The 16156-nt window shown below is 62.4% G+C and carries 17 protein-coding genes and 1 pseudogene; all 18 read left to right on the top strand.

What is annotated here, in order from left to right; all coding sequences use genetic code 11:
* Positions 1 to 76: 76 nt before the first annotated feature.
* On the top strand, positions 77 to 406 hold the full coding sequence (gene fliE / locus ACIPOO_RS21770; RefSeq protein ID WP_274132372.1) for a flagellar hook-basal body complex protein FliE: 330 nt from the start codon (positions 77 to 79) through the stop codon (positions 404 to 406).
* A gap of 14 nt (positions 407 to 420) precedes the next feature.
* Positions 421 to 2196, top strand: coding sequence for a flagellar basal-body MS-ring/collar protein FliF (gene fliF / locus ACIPOO_RS21765; protein ID WP_274132373.1), 1776 nt, complete (start codon positions 421 to 423; stop codon positions 2194 to 2196).
* Complete coding sequence (gene fliG / locus ACIPOO_RS21760; protein ID WP_274132374.1) at positions 2189 to 3205, top strand: flagellar motor switch protein FliG; 1017 nt, start codon at positions 2189 to 2191, stop codon at positions 3203 to 3205. Before fliF ends, fliG begins: the two co-directional genes overlap by 8 nt.
* Positions 3206 to 3220: 15 nt before the next feature.
* Positions 3221 to 4036: a flagellar assembly protein FliH gene (gene fliH / locus ACIPOO_RS21755; RefSeq protein WP_274132375.1), complete on the top strand. Its 816-nt coding sequence runs from the start codon at positions 3221 to 3223 to the stop codon at positions 4034 to 4036.
* Positions 4026 to 5384 (top strand): flagellar protein export ATPase FliI, encoded by a 1359-nt coding sequence (gene fliI / locus ACIPOO_RS21750; RefSeq protein WP_274132376.1) that lies wholly within the window; start codon positions 4026 to 4028, stop codon positions 5382 to 5384. The genes fliH and fliI overlap by 11 nt, the downstream gene beginning before the upstream one ends.
* Before the next feature lie 6 nt (positions 5385 to 5390).
* Positions 5391 to 5840, top strand: coding sequence for a flagellar export protein FliJ (fliJ, locus tag ACIPOO_RS21745; protein ID WP_274132377.1), 450 nt, complete (start codon positions 5391 to 5393; stop codon positions 5838 to 5840).
* Between the two features lie 403 nt (positions 5841 to 6243).
* On the top strand, positions 6244 to 6546 hold the full coding sequence (locus tag ACIPOO_RS21740; RefSeq protein WP_274132378.1) for an STAS domain-containing protein: 303 nt from the start codon (positions 6244 to 6246) through the stop codon (positions 6544 to 6546).
* The gene (locus ACIPOO_RS21735; protein ID WP_274132379.1) at positions 6546 to 8258 is read left to right on the top strand and encodes a fused response regulator/phosphatase; all 1713 of its coding nucleotides are present in this window, start codon (positions 6546 to 6548) and stop codon (positions 8256 to 8258) included. Before ACIPOO_RS21740 ends, ACIPOO_RS21735 begins: the two co-directional genes overlap by 1 nt.
* A 46-nt stretch (positions 8259 to 8304) precedes the next feature.
* The gene (locus ACIPOO_RS21730) at positions 8305 to 8682 is read left to right on the top strand and encodes an Hpt domain-containing protein (protein WP_274132380.1); all 378 of its coding nucleotides are present in this window, start codon (positions 8305 to 8307) and stop codon (positions 8680 to 8682) included.
* A 79-nt stretch (positions 8683 to 8761) separates the two neighbouring features.
* Positions 8762 to 10195, top strand: a complete 1434-nt coding sequence (locus ACIPOO_RS21725) for a flagellar hook-length control protein FliK (RefSeq protein ID WP_400609731.1) — start codon at positions 8762 to 8764, stop codon at positions 10193 to 10195.
* A 253-nt stretch (positions 10196 to 10448) separates the two neighbouring features.
* Complete coding sequence (gene fliL / locus ACIPOO_RS21720) at positions 10449 to 10955, top strand: flagellar basal body-associated protein FliL (protein ID WP_274132382.1); 507 nt, start codon at positions 10449 to 10451, stop codon at positions 10953 to 10955.
* Positions 10956 to 10964: 9 nt separating this feature from the next.
* Positions 10965 to 11933 (top strand): flagellar motor switch protein FliM, encoded by a 969-nt coding sequence (gene fliM / locus ACIPOO_RS21715; RefSeq protein ID WP_274132383.1) that lies wholly within the window; start codon positions 10965 to 10967, stop codon positions 11931 to 11933.
* 94 nt (positions 11934 to 12027) lie between these two features.
* Positions 12028 to 12492: a flagellar motor switch protein FliN gene (gene fliN / locus ACIPOO_RS21710; RefSeq protein WP_274132384.1), complete on the top strand. Its 465-nt coding sequence runs from the start codon at positions 12028 to 12030 to the stop codon at positions 12490 to 12492.
* Positions 12493 to 12552: 60 nt separating this feature from the next.
* A pseudogene (fliO, locus tag ACIPOO_RS21705) lies at positions 12553 to 12975 on the top strand (flagellar biosynthetic protein FliO); the annotation flags it as partial.
* Positions 12976 to 13061: 86 nt separating this feature from the next.
* Positions 13062 to 13805 carry a flagellar type III secretion system pore protein FliP gene (gene fliP, locus ACIPOO_RS21700; RefSeq protein WP_274132385.1) on the top strand — a complete coding sequence of 248 codons (744 nt, stop codon included), beginning with the start codon at positions 13062 to 13064 and terminating at the stop codon, positions 13803 to 13805.
* A gap of 25 nt (positions 13806 to 13830) precedes the next feature.
* Positions 13831 to 14100 carry a flagellar biosynthesis protein FliQ gene (fliQ, locus tag ACIPOO_RS21695; RefSeq protein WP_274132386.1) on the top strand — a complete coding sequence of 90 codons (270 nt, stop codon included), beginning with the start codon at positions 13831 to 13833 and terminating at the stop codon, positions 14098 to 14100.
* Between the two features lie 7 nt (positions 14101 to 14107).
* Complete coding sequence (fliR, locus tag ACIPOO_RS21690; protein ID WP_274132387.1) at positions 14108 to 14893, top strand: flagellar biosynthetic protein FliR; 786 nt, start codon at positions 14108 to 14110, stop codon at positions 14891 to 14893.
* Between the two features lies 1 nt (position 14894).
* Positions 14895 to 16034 carry a flagellar biosynthesis protein FlhB gene (flhB, locus tag ACIPOO_RS21685; RefSeq protein ID WP_400609727.1) on the top strand — a complete coding sequence of 380 codons (1140 nt, stop codon included), beginning with the start codon at positions 14895 to 14897 and terminating at the stop codon, positions 16032 to 16034.
* The last annotated feature ends 122 nt before the right edge of the window (positions 16035 to 16156 follow it).

Here is a 16156-nt window from a genome sequence, read left to right as displayed (position 1 = left end):
GGCATTGTTGTTGCTACTACATGGGTAACCGCTGAATCGGTGTCAAAAATTTGCGGCCCTTTTAAGAGAGAAGTCCATGAGCCAGGGTGTTGAATTTAATCGCTTGATGTTGGACATGCGTTCCATGCAGATGGACGCAATGGCCAAGCCTAAGGCCATCGATGCCCCGCAGCAGGCGGGTGCGACCAGCTTTTCCGACATGCTCGGCATGGCCGTGAACAAGGTCAATGACACGCAGCAGGCCTCCAACCAGCTGGCCACCGCCTTCGAGATGGGCAAGAGCGGCGTGGATCTCACCGACGTGATGATTTCCTCGCAGAAAGCCAGCGTGTCGTTCCAGGCGCTGACCCAGGTACGCAACAAGCTTGTGCAGGCGTACCAAGACATCATGCAAATGCCGGTTTGAGGACGATTTAAGTCATGGCTGAAGCCGTCGCCGATAACGTGCCCGCAAAAGCGGGTGCGACAGGAAGCAAGCCGATGTTCGGCCTGGCGTTCCTGCAAAATCTTTCCGAGATGACCATGCTGCGGCAGGTTGGCCTCATGGTCGGTCTGGCGGCCAGCGTGGCGATTGGTTTTGCCGTCGTGCTCTGGTCGCAACAGCCGGACTACAAGCCGCTGTATGGCAGCCTGTCGGGCATGGACACCAAGCAGGTGATGGATACCCTGGCCCAGGCTGACATCCCGTACACCGTCGAGCCCAACTCCGGCGCCTTGCTGGTCAAGTCCGAAGACCTGTCCCGTGCCCGCATCAAGCTGGCCGGTGCCGGCATCGCGCAGAACGACGGCAACGTCGGCTTCGAGATCCTCGACAAGGACCAGGGCCTGGGCACCAGCCAGTTCATGGAAGCGACCCGTTACCGTCGCGGCCTGGAAGGCGAGCTTGCGCGTACCATTTCTGCCCTGAACAACATCAAGGCCGCCCGCGTGCACCTGGCGATCCCGAAGAGTTCGGTGTTCGTGCGTGACGATCGCAAACCTACCGCCTCGGTGCTGGTCGAGATGTACGCCGGCCGCACCCTGGAGCCCGGGCAGGTGGCCGCGATCGTCAATCTGGTGGCGACCAGCGTTCCCGAGCTGACCAAGTCCCAGGTCACCGTGGTCGACCAGAAAGGCAACCTGCTGTCCGATCAGGCGGAAAATTCCGAACTGACCATGGCCGGCAAGCAATTCGACTACACCCGTCGCATGGAAGGCATGCTGACCCAGCGTGTGCAGAACATCCTGCAACCGGTGCTGGGCAATGATCGCTACAAGGCGGAAGTGTCGGCCGACGTTGACTTCAGCGCCGTGGAGTCCACTGCCGAAAGCTTCAACCCCGATCAGCCTGCACTGCGCAGCGAGCAGACCACCAACGAACAACGCTCCAGCAGCAGCGGTCCGCAAGGCGTGCCCGGTGCCCTGAGCAACCAGCCACCTGGCCCGGCCACCGCGCCGCAGACCACCGGTGGTGGTGCAGCCGGTGCCGCAGGCCCGATTGCCCCTGGCCAGCCACTGCTGGACGCCAACGGTCAGCAGATCATGGACCCGGCCACCGGCCAGCCAATGCTCGCGCCGTACCCGTCGGACAAGCGTAACCAGTCGACCAAGAACTTCGAGCTGGACCGTTCCATCAGCCACACCAAGCAGCAGCAGGGCAAGATCAATCGCCTGTCGGTTGCGGTAGTGGTGGACGATCAGGTCAAGGTCAACCCGGCCAATGGTGAAACCACCACCGTGCCGTGGACCGCCGACCAGTTGGCGCGCTTCACTCGCCTGGTGCAGGACGCGGTGGGCTTCGATGCCGCCCGTGGCGACAGCGTCAGCGTGATCAACGTGCCGTTCTCCACCGAGCGTGGCGAAGTGATCCCGGACATTGCCTTCTATCAGCAGCCGTGGTTCTGGGACATCGTCAAACAGGCGATGGGCGTGATCTTCATCCTGGTGCTGGTGTTCGGCGTGCTGCGTCCGGTGCTCAACAACATCACCAATCCCAAAGGCAAGCATGCCGACGGTGACGTGGAACTGGGCGGCATGGTCGGCCTGGACGGCGAGCTGGCCAATGACCGCGTGAGCCTTGGCGGTCCGCAAAGCATCCTGCTGCCTAGCCCTACCGAGGGTTATGACGCGCAGCTCAACGCAATCAAGAGCCTGGTGGCCGAAGACCCGGCCCGTGTGGCTCAGGTCGTAAAAGAGTGGATCAACACAGATGAGTGAGACTCGTGCAGCGGTCAAATTGACCCGCGTTGACAAGGCCGCGATCCTGCTGCTCACCCTGGGTGAGACGGATGCCGCGCAGGTTCTGCGTCACATGGGGCCCAAGGAGGTCCAGCGTGTGGGCGTGGCCATGGCGCAGATGCGCAGTGTGCACCGCGAGCAGGTCGAGCAGGTGATGGGCGAGTTCGTCGATCTGGTCGGTGACCAGACCGGCGTCGGCATAGGCTCGGACGGATACATCCGCAAGATGCTCACCCAGGCGCTGGGCGAGGACAAGGCCAACGGTCTGATCGACCGCATCCTGCTGGGTGGCAACACCAGCGGTCTGGACAGCCTGAAGTGGATGGAACCGCGCGCGGTCGCCGACGTCATTCGTTACGAGCACCCGCAGATCCAGGCCATCGTCGTCGCGTATCTGGATGCCGACCAGGCCGGTGAAGTGCTGGGCCATTTCGACCACAAGGTGCGTCTGGACATCATCCTGCGCGTCTCGTCGCTGAACACCGTGCAGCCTGCGGCGCTCAAGGAATTGAACCAGATTCTCGAGAAGCAGTTCTCGGGCAACGCCAACACCTCGCGTACCACCCTGGGCGGTATCAAGCGTGCTGCGGACATCATGAACTTCCTCGACAGTTCGGTCGAAGGCCAGCTCATGGATTCGATCCGCGAAGTGGACGAAGACCTCTCGACCCAGATCGAAGACCTCATGTTCGTCTTCAACAACCTGGCCGATGTCGACGACCGTGGCATCCAGGCCTTGCTGCGCGAAGTGTCTTCCGATGTGCTGGTGCTGGCCCTCAAGGGTTCGGACGACGCCATCAAGGAAAAGATTTTCAAGAACATGTCCAAGCGTGCCGCCGAATTGCTGCGCGACGACCTGGAAGCCAAGGGCCCGGTTCGCGTCAGCGACGTGGAAACTGCACAGAAAGAGATCCTCACCATTGCCCGTCGTATGGCGGAGGCCGGGGAGATCGTTCTCGGTGGCAAAGGTGGCGAGGAAATGATTTAACAGCAGGTGCAGTCGATGTTCAGCTCCGATAAAGAAACGCCTAGCGAGCTCATCCGCGCCAAGGACCTCAGTGGATTCGATGTCTGGGCCTTGCCCAGCTTCGATCCCCATGTCGAAGAACCCGAGCCGGAACCTGCGCCCGAGCCCGAACCTGCCGAAAGCGAAGAAGTGCCGCTGGAAGAAGTCCAGCCCATGACCCTCGAAGAGTTGGAGAGCATCCGTCAGGACGCCTACAACGAGGGCTTTGCCATCGGTGAGAAGGAAGGCTTCCACAGCACCCAGCTCAAGGTTCGCCAGGAGGCGGACATCGCCCTGGCCGCCAAGCTGCAAAGCCTGGAGACCCTGATGAGCCATCTGTTCGAGCCTATCGCCGATCAGGACGCGCACATCGAGAAGGCCATGGTCACCCTGGTCGAGCACGTCGCCCGCCAGGTGATCCAGCGCGAGCTGAAAACCGATTCCAGCCAGATCGGCAAAGTATTGCAGGATGCCCTGCGCATGCTGCCGATGGGTGCCACCAACGTGCGGATCCTGATCAATTCCCAGGATTTCGACCAGGTGAAGGCCCTGCGTGATCGCCATGAAGAAAACTGGCGCATCCTTGAAGACGACACCCTGCAACCCGGCGGTTGCCGCGTGGAAACCGAACACAGCCGCATCGATGCCAGCGTCGAGACGCGCCTGAGCGTAGCGATCGCCAAGATGTTCGACCAGCTTCACGAACAGGCGCTGCACCCGGCCGTACCGGACGTGAGTGTCGATCTGGACGCCGCGATCAAGAGCGCCGAAAGCGCCCTGCAGAAACAGTCGGACGCCTCCGATGCGTCTTGAGCGCACCAGCTTCGGCAAGCGCCTGAGCACCTACGCCGATGCCATTACCTTGCCGGTACAGCCGGTGGTGGAAGGGCGCCTGCTGCGCATGGTCGGCCTGACCCTCGAAGCCGAGGGCCTGCGCGCCGCCATGGGCAGCCGTTGTGTGGTCATCAACGACGACAGCCATCACCCGGTTGAAGTCGAAGCGGAAGTCATGGGCTTCGCCGGCGGCAAGGTGTTCCTGATGCCGGTGGGCAGCGTGGCCGGAATTGCGCCGGGTGCGCGCGTGGTGCCTCTGCCTGATACCGGTCGCTTGCCCATGGGCATGACCATGCTCGGTCGCGTCCTCGATGGCGCCGGTCGTCCGCTGGACGGCAAGGGCGGCATGAAGGCCGAAGACTGGGTGCCGCTGGACGGCCCGACCATCAACCCGCTCAAGCGCGACCCGATCAGCCAGCCGCTGGATGTGGGCATTCGTTGCATCAACGGTTTGTTGACGGTAGGTCGCGGCCAGCGTCTGGGCCTGTTCGCCGGTACCGGTGTGGGTAAATCGGTGCTGCTGGGCATGATGACCCGCTTCACCGAGGCCGACATCATCGTGGTCGGGCTGATCGGCGAACGGGGCCGCGAGGTGAAGGAGTTCATCGAGCACATTCTTGGCGAAGAGGGCCTCAAGCGTTCGGTGGTGGTGGCGTCCCCAGCCGACGACGCGCCGCTGATGCGTCTGCGCGCTGCCATGTATTGCACGCGCATCGCAGAATATTTCCGCGACAAGGGCAAGAACGTCCTGTTGCTGATGGATTCGCTGACCCGTTTCGCCCAGGCCCAGCGGGAAATCGCCCTGGCCATCGGCGAGCCGCCCGCGACCAAGGGCTATCCGCCCTCGGTGTTCGCCAAGCTGCCCAAGCTGGTGGAGCGCGCGGGCAATGCGGAGAAAGGCGGCGGGTCGATCACCGCGTTCTACACCGTACTGTCTGAAGGCGACGACCAGCAAGACCCGATTGCCGACTCGGCGCGGGGCGTGCTGGACGGTCACATCGTGCTGTCCAGGCGGCTGGCCGAGGAGGGGCATTACCCGGCCATCGACATCGAAGCGTCCATCAGCCGGGTCATGCCGTCGGTGGTCGATGCGCAGCACATGACCCAGGCGCAGTACTTCAAACAGCTGTGGTCGCGCTATCAACAGAGCCGCGACCTCATCAGCGTGGGCGCCTATGTGGCCGGCGGCGACCGCGAGACAGACCTTGCGATCAACCTGCAACCGCAACTGGTGCAGTACCTGCGTCAGGGCTTGCACGACAACGAGAGCATGCAAAGCAGCGAGGCGCAGTTGGCGCGCATCTTCAATCCTCAGGCGGCTGGCTGATAACCCATGGCCCAGACCCGCGCATCGCGCCTGGCGCCCGTGGTGGACATGGCCGAAAGCGCCGAAAAGACCGCCGCCCAGCGTTTGGGGCATTTTCAGGGCCAGGTCCGGCTGGCCGAGAACAAACTCGGCGAGCTCGAAAAATTCCGCGCCGATTACCAGCAGCAGTGGATCGACAAAGGCTCGGTGGGTGTGTCTGGCCAGTGGCTGATGAACTACCAGCGCTTTCTCAATCAGCTGGAAACGGCCGTCAGCCAGCAACGCCAGAGCCTGACCTGGCACCAGAACAACCTCAACAAAGCCCGCGGCGAGTGGCAAAAGGCATACGCCCGCGTCGAAGGCCTGCGCAAACTGGTGCAACGCTACATCGACGAAGCCCGCGCCGCGGAAGACAAACGCGAGCAAAAACTCCTCGACGAACTCTCCCAACGCCTCCCCCGGCAGCAGCCGTTCTAACCGCTTCAGGTGTCGGCTGTGATGTGTGGCGCGTCAGCGATGAATCCCTGTGGGAGCGGGCTTGCCCGCGAAAGCGTCATATCGGACCCTTCAATGTCGTATGGTCCGCCCCCTTCGCGGGCAAGCCCGCTCCCACACTTCTATGATCCCCAGTCCCGTAGCAGCACGGCTTGCCGGCGGGGGCGATTTCGAGGGCGTCATCGCGGGCAAGCGCGCTCCTACAGGCACAGGCACCGCATGCCCGGCCGGTGGTGCGCGACGTCAGGCCACCAATCCAAACCACCCAACTCCACCCCAGTCAGATCACTTCCATCATGACTGTAGGAATCTTCCATTTGCCGCGCCGCACAAGGGGTGCTAAAACTTCATCCGTCTGACGCCGTTTCATATAAGGGATTTGCCAATGTCAGTTACTTCCGAGCGCTCTCCTGACAAGCAGAAGCTGACCATCAAGATCAAAGGACGGTTCGATTTTTCCACGCACCAGGATTTTCGCGGTGCGTACGAGCGAGAAACCGACGCCAAGCATTACGTAGTCGATCTGAAGGAAACCAACTACCTCGACAGCTCGGCGCTGGGCATGCTCCTGCTGCTGCGCGATCATGCCGGCGGCGAACGCGCCGATGTACGGTTGGAAAACTGCAGCGCCGACGTCATCAAAATCCTCGCCATTTCCAACTTCTCCAAACTCTTCAACATCGGCTAATGGCGGGTTCTGCGCCACCCGAGCGCCTGACGATACTCATCGCCGACGACAACGCCAGCGACCGCATGCTGCTCTCGGCGATCATCAGCCGCCTGGGGCATGAGGTCCAGAGCGCATGCGATGGCGAAGAAGCCGTCGGACTGTTCGAGCGCAGGCGCCCGCAGTTGGTCCTGATGGACGCCCTGATGCCGGTCATGGACGGCTTCGAGGCGGCCCGCCGGATCAAGGAACTGGCCGGCGAAGCGCTGGTGCCGATCATCTTCCTCACCTCCATGAGCGAAGGCGAGGGCCTGGCGCGCTGCCTGGATGCCGGCGGCGATGACTTCATCACCAAGCCCTACAACCCCATCGTGCTGGCCGCCAAGATCAACGCGATGAACCGCCTGCGCCTGTTGCAGGAAACCGTCCTGCAGCAGCGCGACATGATCGCCCGCCACCATAAATACCTGCTCAACGAGCAGCGCGTGGCCAAGGCGGTGTTCGACCAGATCGCTCACTCGGGCTGCCTCAACGCCCCCAACATTCGTTATCTGCAGTCGCCTTACGCGCTGTTCAACGGCGACCTGCTGCTGGCGGCGTGGGCGCCGTCGGGCAACATGCATGTGCTGCTTGGGGACTTCACAGGGCACGGCCTGCCGGCCGCCGTCGGGGCAATGCCGCTGGCCGAAGTGTTCTACGGCATGACGGCCAAGGGCTACGGCCTCCCAGAAACCCTGCGCGAGATGAACGCCAAGCTCAAGCGCATCCTGCCGGTGGACATGTTCTGCTGCGCGGCGCTGGTGTGCGTCAACTTCAAGCAGCAACTGGTGGAAGTCTGGAACGGCGGCCTGCCTGATGGCTACCTGCTGCATGCCGACGGGCGACCCCACACGCCGCTGGTGTCGGCGCACCTGCCGCTGGGCGTGCTGGGTGCCGGCAGCTTCGATGACAATACCCAGGTCTACCCCTTTGCCCCCGGCGACCGGGTGTTCCTGCTGTCTGACGGCGTGGTGGACAGCACCGACGAAAATGGCGAGATGTTTGGCTCGCGGCGGTTGCAGAACGTGTTCGTCACCAACCGCAACCCGGCCTCGCTGATGGAAGAAGTGCAATGGGCGCTCGCGCGGTTTCGCGGTCAGGTCCGTGACGATGTGAGCATGCTGGAAGTGGGCTTCAACGAGCCCGAGCTTCTGGGCACGCCGTCGGTGATCTACACCGACAGCGGCGATTCGAGCCCGCTGGACTGGGCCGCCAGCTTCGAATTCCGTGCCTCGACCCTCAAGCGCTTCAACCCGCTGCCCTACCTGCTGCAACTGCTCCAGGAAGTGCATGGCCTGCGCCTGCAGAGCAGCGAGCTCTATACCGTGATGTCCGAGCTGTACAGCAACGCCCTGGAGCACGGGGTGCTGGGGCTGGATTCGGCACTCAAGCGCGATGCCGAGGGTTTTGCCCTTTACTACCAGTTGCGCGCTGAGCGTCTGGAGAACATGGAAGGCGGGTTCATACGATTTAGTTTCCAGATAATTCCGGTCGGGCAGGGTGGGCGGCTGATCGTCGAAGTTCACGACAGCGGCAATGGTTTCGACGTCGAGCGGGTGCTGGCGTTGCCTCCTGCGGTCAACCAGTTGTCCGGGCGCGGGCTCAACCTGGTCCGGCAATTGAGTAATGAGTGCCATTGGTCCCCGGACGGGCGCACCGCCCGTGTAGAGTTCGCTTGGGAGGGTCTGGCATAATCCGGCGCTTTCTTGATCAAGGAGCGAGCAAGCAGTGAAAAATCATATGGATCTAAACGTCCTCGGGACGCTGCGTGACGTCATGGAAGGGGAATACCCGGCGCTGCTGGAGGTATTCATCAAGGATTCCGAACGACGTGTCATCGAGCTCAATGAGCTCATTCAATCAGCCGATTTTTCCTCCCCCGGCCCGCTCCAGCTCAAGCAACTGGCCGACAAGGTCCACAGCTTCAAGGGCAGTTGCAGCAACATGGGCGCCGCACACCTGGCCGACCTGTGCCGCGAGCTGGAAGACCAGGCGCGCAGCCCGGCGCCCCCCGGTGCTGCTGAAATCCGCCAGAGCGTCGCGGCGATCACCAGCGAATTTGCCGTGGTGCGCGATCTATTCGACGTACAACTGGAGTCTGCGCTCAAGGGATTCTGAGCCGGCAATCTGTCCCATCCCGAAAGCTGGCCCGTCATTTGCTTGATCTCCGCGCAATCGTGCTTTTGCGGAGATCAACATGGCCCTTGCCAACAACCCTTTACTTACGGCCCTGACGGCTGCCAAAGCCCAGAAAGCCAGCGCCGCCAATTCGGTAAAGGCGCCAGACCCCGTCAAGGACAACGCTTCCAGCTTCTCGACGGTATTTGCCAAGCAGGCCGCGCCCAAGTCTTCCAGCGTCGATGACAGCCCGCCCAAGCCCGCCAGCGCCAAGAGTCCGGCAGCGACCGACAAGCATGGCGCCAGCCAATCGTCTGCCGCCTCTGACAAGACGGTTGCCGATAACGGCAATGGCTTGCCTGGCAACAAGGCGGTCAATGCCAAGCCGGACAACGCCTCCGGTAAGGATAACGACAAGGACGACGATACCGACGACACCTCCGATACCGCGACCTCGGCCACCGATCCGACGGTAGCTGACGGCACTGTCACTGACCCGGTCGTCGATCCGTCGCTGATCGTTGCCACCCCCGTGGTCGAGCCTGCGCCGGTCCAGCCCGACGTCGCCGCGCAGCCGGTAATCGATCCGGCGTTGCTGGCCGGCACCGCCCCGGTTGTGCCGCCACCGGTGGTGCAGGCGCCGACCGACGCCACCGATGACACCTTCGACCCGTCGGCCGATCCTCTGGAAGGCTTGACGGCGGTTCAGGTTGCTCTGGAAAACAAGGCCCAGCAAAGCGCCCAGGCGAATGCGGCCGTGAAGGGCGCAGGCCATGACGCCGGCAAGCAGGACCCCAACGCCGATGCGGCGCAGCAGCTTGCCGGTAACCTGGCGGCGCTGGGCGATCAGCCTGTGGACAAGAGCACCACCGAGGGTGGCGGCGACAAGGCCTTTGCCGGGCTGTTGGCCGATGGCCTCAAGGATGTGAAGGGCGCCACCGGCGACACCCGGGTGGACAATTTCGCCGAGCGTCTGGCGGCATTGTCCCAGGCCGCCCAGGTGAAAACCGGCTCCGCGACGCCAGCGACTCCGCTCAATCAGCCGCTGGCCATGAACCAGAGCGGCTGGACCGAGGGCGTGATCAACCGCGTCATGTACCTGTCCAGCCAGAATCTCAAGCAGGCCGACATCCAGCTGGAACCGGCCGAACTGGGACGCCTGGACATTCGCGTCAATATGGCGGCAGACCAGCAGACCCAGGTCACCTTCATGAGCGCCCATGTCGGTGTGCGTGAAGCGCTGGAAAACCAGATGTCGCGCCTGCGTGATTCCTTCGCCCAGCAGGGCATGGGGCAGGTCGATGTCAACGTGGCCGACCAGGGCCGTGGGTGGCAACAGCAGGCCCAGCAGCAGTCGGGTGGTGACGCACAGCGCGGCAATGGCACCAGTGGTTCAGGCAATGGCAGCGGCAGCGACCTGATCGCCGACGGCGCCCCGGTGGATGCCGCAACGGCCGCCGCCAGCGCCCCGTTGCAGGTGGTGGGCTCAAGCGCGGTCGATTATTACGCCTGACCCCACGCCAGCCAAGTAGGAGCGCGCTTGCCCGCGAGCTGCTGCACCGCAGCAGTAAAACCTGACACCTCGGATTGACTGGTAGTCCGAGTTCGCCGGTTTTACTGCCGCCTTGCGGCAGGTCGCGGGCAAGCGCGCTCCTACACCTTCCAGGCAGCATCAAAAGCGCCACGCGTCTTGCCGTTCTGGCACAACCCTTGCTCTCCCTCTGTCACGCAACACCGAACCCATTGGATAGTGACGGATTATTGGCATGGCGAAGACCGACGACGCAGCACCTAAAGACCCCGCGAAGAAAGGCAAGTTGAAGATCATCATTCTCGTGGTGGTGGGCCTCTTGCTGGCCATCGGGCTGTCGGTCGGCGCTACCTGGTTCATCATGCACAAGGCCGAGAGCAAGCCGGATCCTGCGGTGGCGGCCGAAGCTGCCAACGTCAAGAAAGAGGCGATCTTCGAGCCGCTCACGCCGCCCTTCGTCGTCAACTACAACGTCAATGGCCGCCAGCGCTACATGCAGGTCAGCATTACCCTGCTGGCCCGTGATCACGCCGATCTGGAAGCGTTGAAAGTGCACATGCCGGTCATCCGTAACAATCTTGTGATGATGTTCTCAGGCCAGGCGTTCGACACCATCGCAACGCCGGTGGGCATGGAAATGCTGCGCCAGAAAGCCGCTGCGGTGGTGCAGGAAGTCGGCCAGAAAGAGCTGAACAAGAGCGTCATCGAGCAGGTTCTTTTCACTAACTACGTATTGCAGTAGGACCACGACATGGCCGTGCAAGACCTGCTGTCCCAGGATGAAATCGACGCGCTGCTGCATGGCGTGGACGATGGTCTGGTACAGACCGAAAGCGTCATCGAACCTGGCAGTGTCAAGAGTTATGACCTGACCAGTCAGGACCGCATCGTCCGTGGACGCATGCCGACCCTGGAAATGATCAACGAGCGTTTCGCCCGTTACACCCGCATCAGCATGTTCAACCTGTTGCGTCGCTCTGCCGACGTGGCGGTGGGCGGTGTGCAGGTGATGAAGTTCGGCGAGTACATCCACTCGCTGTACGTGCCGACCAGCCTGAACCTGGTCAAGATCAAACCGCTGCGCGGCACCGCGTTGTTCATCCTGGATGCCAAGCTGGTGTTCAAGCTGGTGGACAACTTCTTCGGTGGCGACGGCCGTCACGCCAAGATCGAAGGCCGTGAATTCACGCCGACCGAGCTGCGCGTGGTGCGCATGGTGCTGGACCAGGCCTTCATCGACCTGAAGGAAGCCTGGCAGGCGATCATGGAAGTCAATTTCGAGTACATCAACTCGGAAGTGAACCCGGCCATGGCCAACATCGTGGGCCCGAGCGAAGCGATCGTGGTGTCGACCTTCCACATCGAACTCGATGGCGGTGGCGGCGACCTGCACGTGACCATGCCGTATTCGATGATCGAGCCGGTGCGCGAAATGCTCGACGCCGGCTTCCAGTCCGATCTGGACGACCAGGACGAGCGCTGGGTCAACGCCCTCAAGCAGGACGTCATGGATGTGGCGGTGCCGCTGAGCGCCACGGTTGCCCGTCGTCAGCTCAAGTTGCGGGACATCCTGCACATGCAGCCCGGTGACGTGATTCCGGTGGAGCTGGGTGAACACCTGGTGATGCGCGCCAATGGCGTGCCGTCGTTCAAGGTCAAGCTGGGCTCGCACAAGGGCAATCTGGCGCTGCAGGTGATCGAGCCGATAGAACGTCGCTGACGCCTGGCCGTCTGCATCTGAATGTGTGCTGTAAACGAATTGCTCTGCTAACACAATTTTACGGGCGAATGACAAAGCCCTGTCGAGGACAACCATGGCTGATGAAAACGAAATGAACTCCGCAGACGACCAGGCACTGGCTGACGAATGGGCTGCAGCGCTGGGCGAAGCGGGCGAGGGCGGTCAGGCTGATATCGACGCGCTGCTGGCCGCCGATGCGGGCAACGCCGCCGGCAACCGTCTGGCGATGGAAGAGTTCGGCAGCGTGCCAAAGCACAATGGCCCTGTTTCGCTGGAAGGCCCGAACCTGGACGTGATCCTGGACATCCCGGTGTCGATTTCCATGGAAGTGGGCAGCACCGATATCAATATCCGTAACCTGCTGCAACTCAACCAGGGCTCGGTGATCGAGCTCGACCGTCTGGCCGGCGAGCCGCTGGACGTGCTGGTCAACGGCACACTGATCGCCCACGGTGAGGTGGTGGTGGTGAACGAGAAGTTCGGCATCCGTCTGACCGACGTGATCAGCCCAAGCGAACGCATCAAGAAGCTGCGCTAAGTGGGTCGCTTGCTAAAGGGCCTGTTGGTCGCGCCCGTGTTGATGACGTCGTGGCTGGTGATGGCGGCGGATCCTGCAACCACGCCAGCGCCAGCCGCTGCCACGCCTGCCGTGACAGCGCCGGCTGCCGGGGCCGTTACCGTGCCCCCGGTGGGCGCGTTGACCAGCGGTATCGGTGGTCAACTGGCGCAACTGGTGTTCGGTTTGCTGCTGGTGGTCGGTTTGATCTTCGTGCTGGCCTGGCTGATGCGCAGGGTTCAGCGCGCAGGGCCCGGCGGCAACCAGGTCATCGAACTGGTGGGTTCCCGTGCCCTCGGCCCGCGTGACCGGCTGGTGCTGGTGCAGGTTGGCAACGAGCAGGTGCTGCTGGGCGTTTCCCCCGGCAGCATCACCGCGCTGCATGTGATGAACGAGCCGGTGCAGGTGCCTGAAACCCAGAACGCCACGCCCGAATTCGCCCGCCGCCTGATGGAAGCGCTGGGCAACAAGGGTGTGATCAACAAAGGCGCGGCCCGGCCGTTCGGCGGCAAGGACAGCCTCGAAAATCCGGGTCAGAAGGATAAGAACTGATGCGCATTGTCTTGACGCTGCTGTTGTTGCTGGCAGCGCCGCTGGCGTTCGGCGCCGACCCGTTGTCGATCCCGGCGATCTCGCTGGGCACCGGTGCCAACGGCCAGCAGGAATACTCGGTCAGCCTGCAGATCCTGCTGATCATGACCGCGCTGAGTTTCATCCCGGCGTTCGTCATGCTGATGACCAGCTTCACCCGGATCATCATCGTGTTCTCGATCCTGCGCCAGGCCCTGGGCCTGCAGCAGACGCCGTCGAACCAGATCCTCACCGGCATGGCGCTGTTCCTGACGCTGTTCATCATGGCGCCCGTGTTCGACCGGGTGAACAACGATGCGCTGCAGCCGTACCTGGCGGAAAAACTCACCGCCCAGGACGCCGTCGCCAAGGCTGAAGTGCCGATCAAGGACTTCATGCTCGCCCAGACTCGCTCAAGCGACCTGGAGCTGTTCATGCGCCTGTCCAAGCGCACCGACATCCCGACCCCCGACGCTGCGCCTTTGACCATCATCGTCCCGGCCTTCGTGACCTCGGAGCTCAAGACGGCGTTCCAGATCGGCTTCATGATCTTCATCCCGTTCCTGATCATCGACCTGGTGGTCGCGAGCGTGCTGATGGCCATGGGTATGATGATGCTTTCGCCGCTGATCATTTCGCTGCCGTTCAAGATCATGCTGTTCGTGCTGGTGGATGGCTGGGCGCTGATCATCGGTACGCTGGCCGGCAGTTTCGGTGGCGTATGAACCTGTTTGACGAGGAGTGCGCAGCATGACCCCAGAAGTGGCCGTCGACCTTTTCCGTGAAGCGCTGTGGCTGACCACCACCATGGTCGCCATCCTGGTGGTGCCCAGCCTGATCGTCGGCCTGCTGGTCTCGATGTTCCAGGCCGCCACCCAGATCAACGAACAGACCCTGAGCTTCTTGCCGCGTCTGCTGGTGATGCTCATCACCCTGATCGTGGTCGGCCCGTGGCTGGTGCGTACCTTCATGGAATACATCATTTCGCTGTACACCAGCATTCCCCAAGTGATCGGCTGACGTCTGCATGGAACCTGTGCTGGCGCTGACCGATACGCAGATCAGCACGTGGGTGGCCGCCTTCATGCTGCCGCTGTTTCGCATCGCGGCGGTGCTGATGACCATGCCGATCTTCGGCACGACCCTGGTGCCGACCCGCGTGCGCCTGTACCTGGCGCTGGCGATCACCGTGGTGGTGGCGCCGAGCCTTCCGCCGATGCCCGAAGTGCATGCGCTGGACCTGAGTGCGCTGCTGCTCATCGCCCAGCAGATCATCATCGGCGCGGCGCTGGGTCTGTCCCTGCAACTGTTTTTCCAGGCATTCGTGATCGCCGGCCAGATCGTCGCGATTCAGATGGGCATGGGTTTCGCGTCCATGGTCGACCCGGTCAACGGTGTGTCGGTGGCGGTGATCGGGCAGTTCTTCACCATGCTGGTGACGCTGCTGTTCCTGGCCATGAACGGTCATCTGGTGGTGTTCGAAGTCCTGATCGAAAGCTTCACCACGCTGCCGGTGGGCGAGGGGCTGATGGTCGCCAATTTCTGGGGGCTGGTGCTGCGCCTGGGCTGGGTGCTGGGGGCTGCGCTGATCCTGGTGTTGCCGGCGATCACTGCGCTGCTGGTGATCAACATTGCCATGGGCGTAATGACCCGGGCGGCGCCGCAGCTGAACATCTTCTCTATCGGCTTCCCGCTGACCCTGGTGCTGGGCATGGGGATTCTGTGGATCTCCCTGGGCGACATTCTCAATCAGTACCAACCGCTGGCGGTCGACGCCTTGCAGTTGCTCAAGGAAATGGTCAGGGCGCGCTGAGATGGCAGAGAGCGAGAGCGGTCAGGACAAGACAGAAGACCCCACGGACAAGCGCAAGAAAGACGCGCGAGAGAAGGGCGAGATCGCCCGGTCCAAGGAGCTCAACACCGTCATCATCATGATTGTCGGCGCCGCCGGTTTGCTGGCGTTCGGCGGCTCGATGGCAGAAATGATGATGCAGCTGATGCGCGACAACTTCACCATCTCCCGGGATGCGCTGATGGACGAGCGCAGCATGAGCCTGATGTTGATGGTTTCAGGCAAGGCAGCGCTGCAGTCGGTCACTCCGTTGTTGGTGGCCCTGACCCTGGCGGCGTTGATCGGGCCGATTTCCCTGGGTGGCTGGCTGTTCGCGGCAGGCTCGCTGGCGCCCAAGTTCAGCCGGCTCAATCCTCTGGCGGGGCTCAAGCGCATGGTCTCGCCCAAGGCGCTGATCGAACTGCTCAAGTCTCTGGCCAAGTTTTTCATCGTGTTGATCGTGGCCATCATGGTCCTGTCCAGGGACAAGAACGACCTGCTGGCCATTGCCCATGAACCCCTTGAACTGGCGGTGGCGCACAGTCTGCAACTGGTCGGCTGGAGCACCTTGTGGATGGCCTTCGGGCTGTTGATCATCGCTGCGGTGGACGTGCCGGTGCAGCTGTGGGAAGCCCACAAGAAGCTGCTGATGACCAAGCAGGAAGTGCGCGACGAGCACAAGGACAGCGAAGGGCGGCCAGAGGTCAAGCAGCGGATTCGCCAGTTGCAGCGCGAAATGTCGCAGCGACGGATGATGGCGGCGATCCCCGAAGCCGACGTCATCATCACCAACCCGACTCACTATGCCGTAGCGCTCAAGTACGACTCCGAGAAGGGCGGCGCGCCGGTGCTGCTGGCCAAGGGCAGCGACTTCATCGCCCTGAAGATCCGCGAGATCGGCGCGCAGCATCAGATCCTGCTGCTCGAATCGCCGGCGCTGGCGCGTTCGATCTACTACAGCACCGAGCTTGAGCAGGAAATTCCGGCGGGGCTGTACCTGGCGGTGGCGCAGGTGCTGGCTTACGTGTACCAGATCCGCCAGTTCCACGCAGGCCGCGGCAAGCGTCCACCGCCGTTGAACGAGGATCTGCCGATTCCGCCGGATTTGCGGCGGGATTCGTAGCGGGCGTGAGATCGCTACATGGATGCCCTTCGGGCGCGATCGCGGGCAAGCGCGCTCCTACATTTGTTGCAACGTACCGCATTCTGATGGACCGAGTGCGCAGCCTTTCAAACAACCCGCAG

It is taken from the genome of Pseudomonas sp. NPDC090201 (assembly GCF_044746825.1).
Classification (GTDB): Bacteria; Pseudomonadota; Gammaproteobacteria; order Pseudomonadales; family Pseudomonadaceae; genus Aquipseudomonas; species Aquipseudomonas putida_AD.
This window is presented reverse-complemented; position numbering and strand designations above follow the sequence as displayed.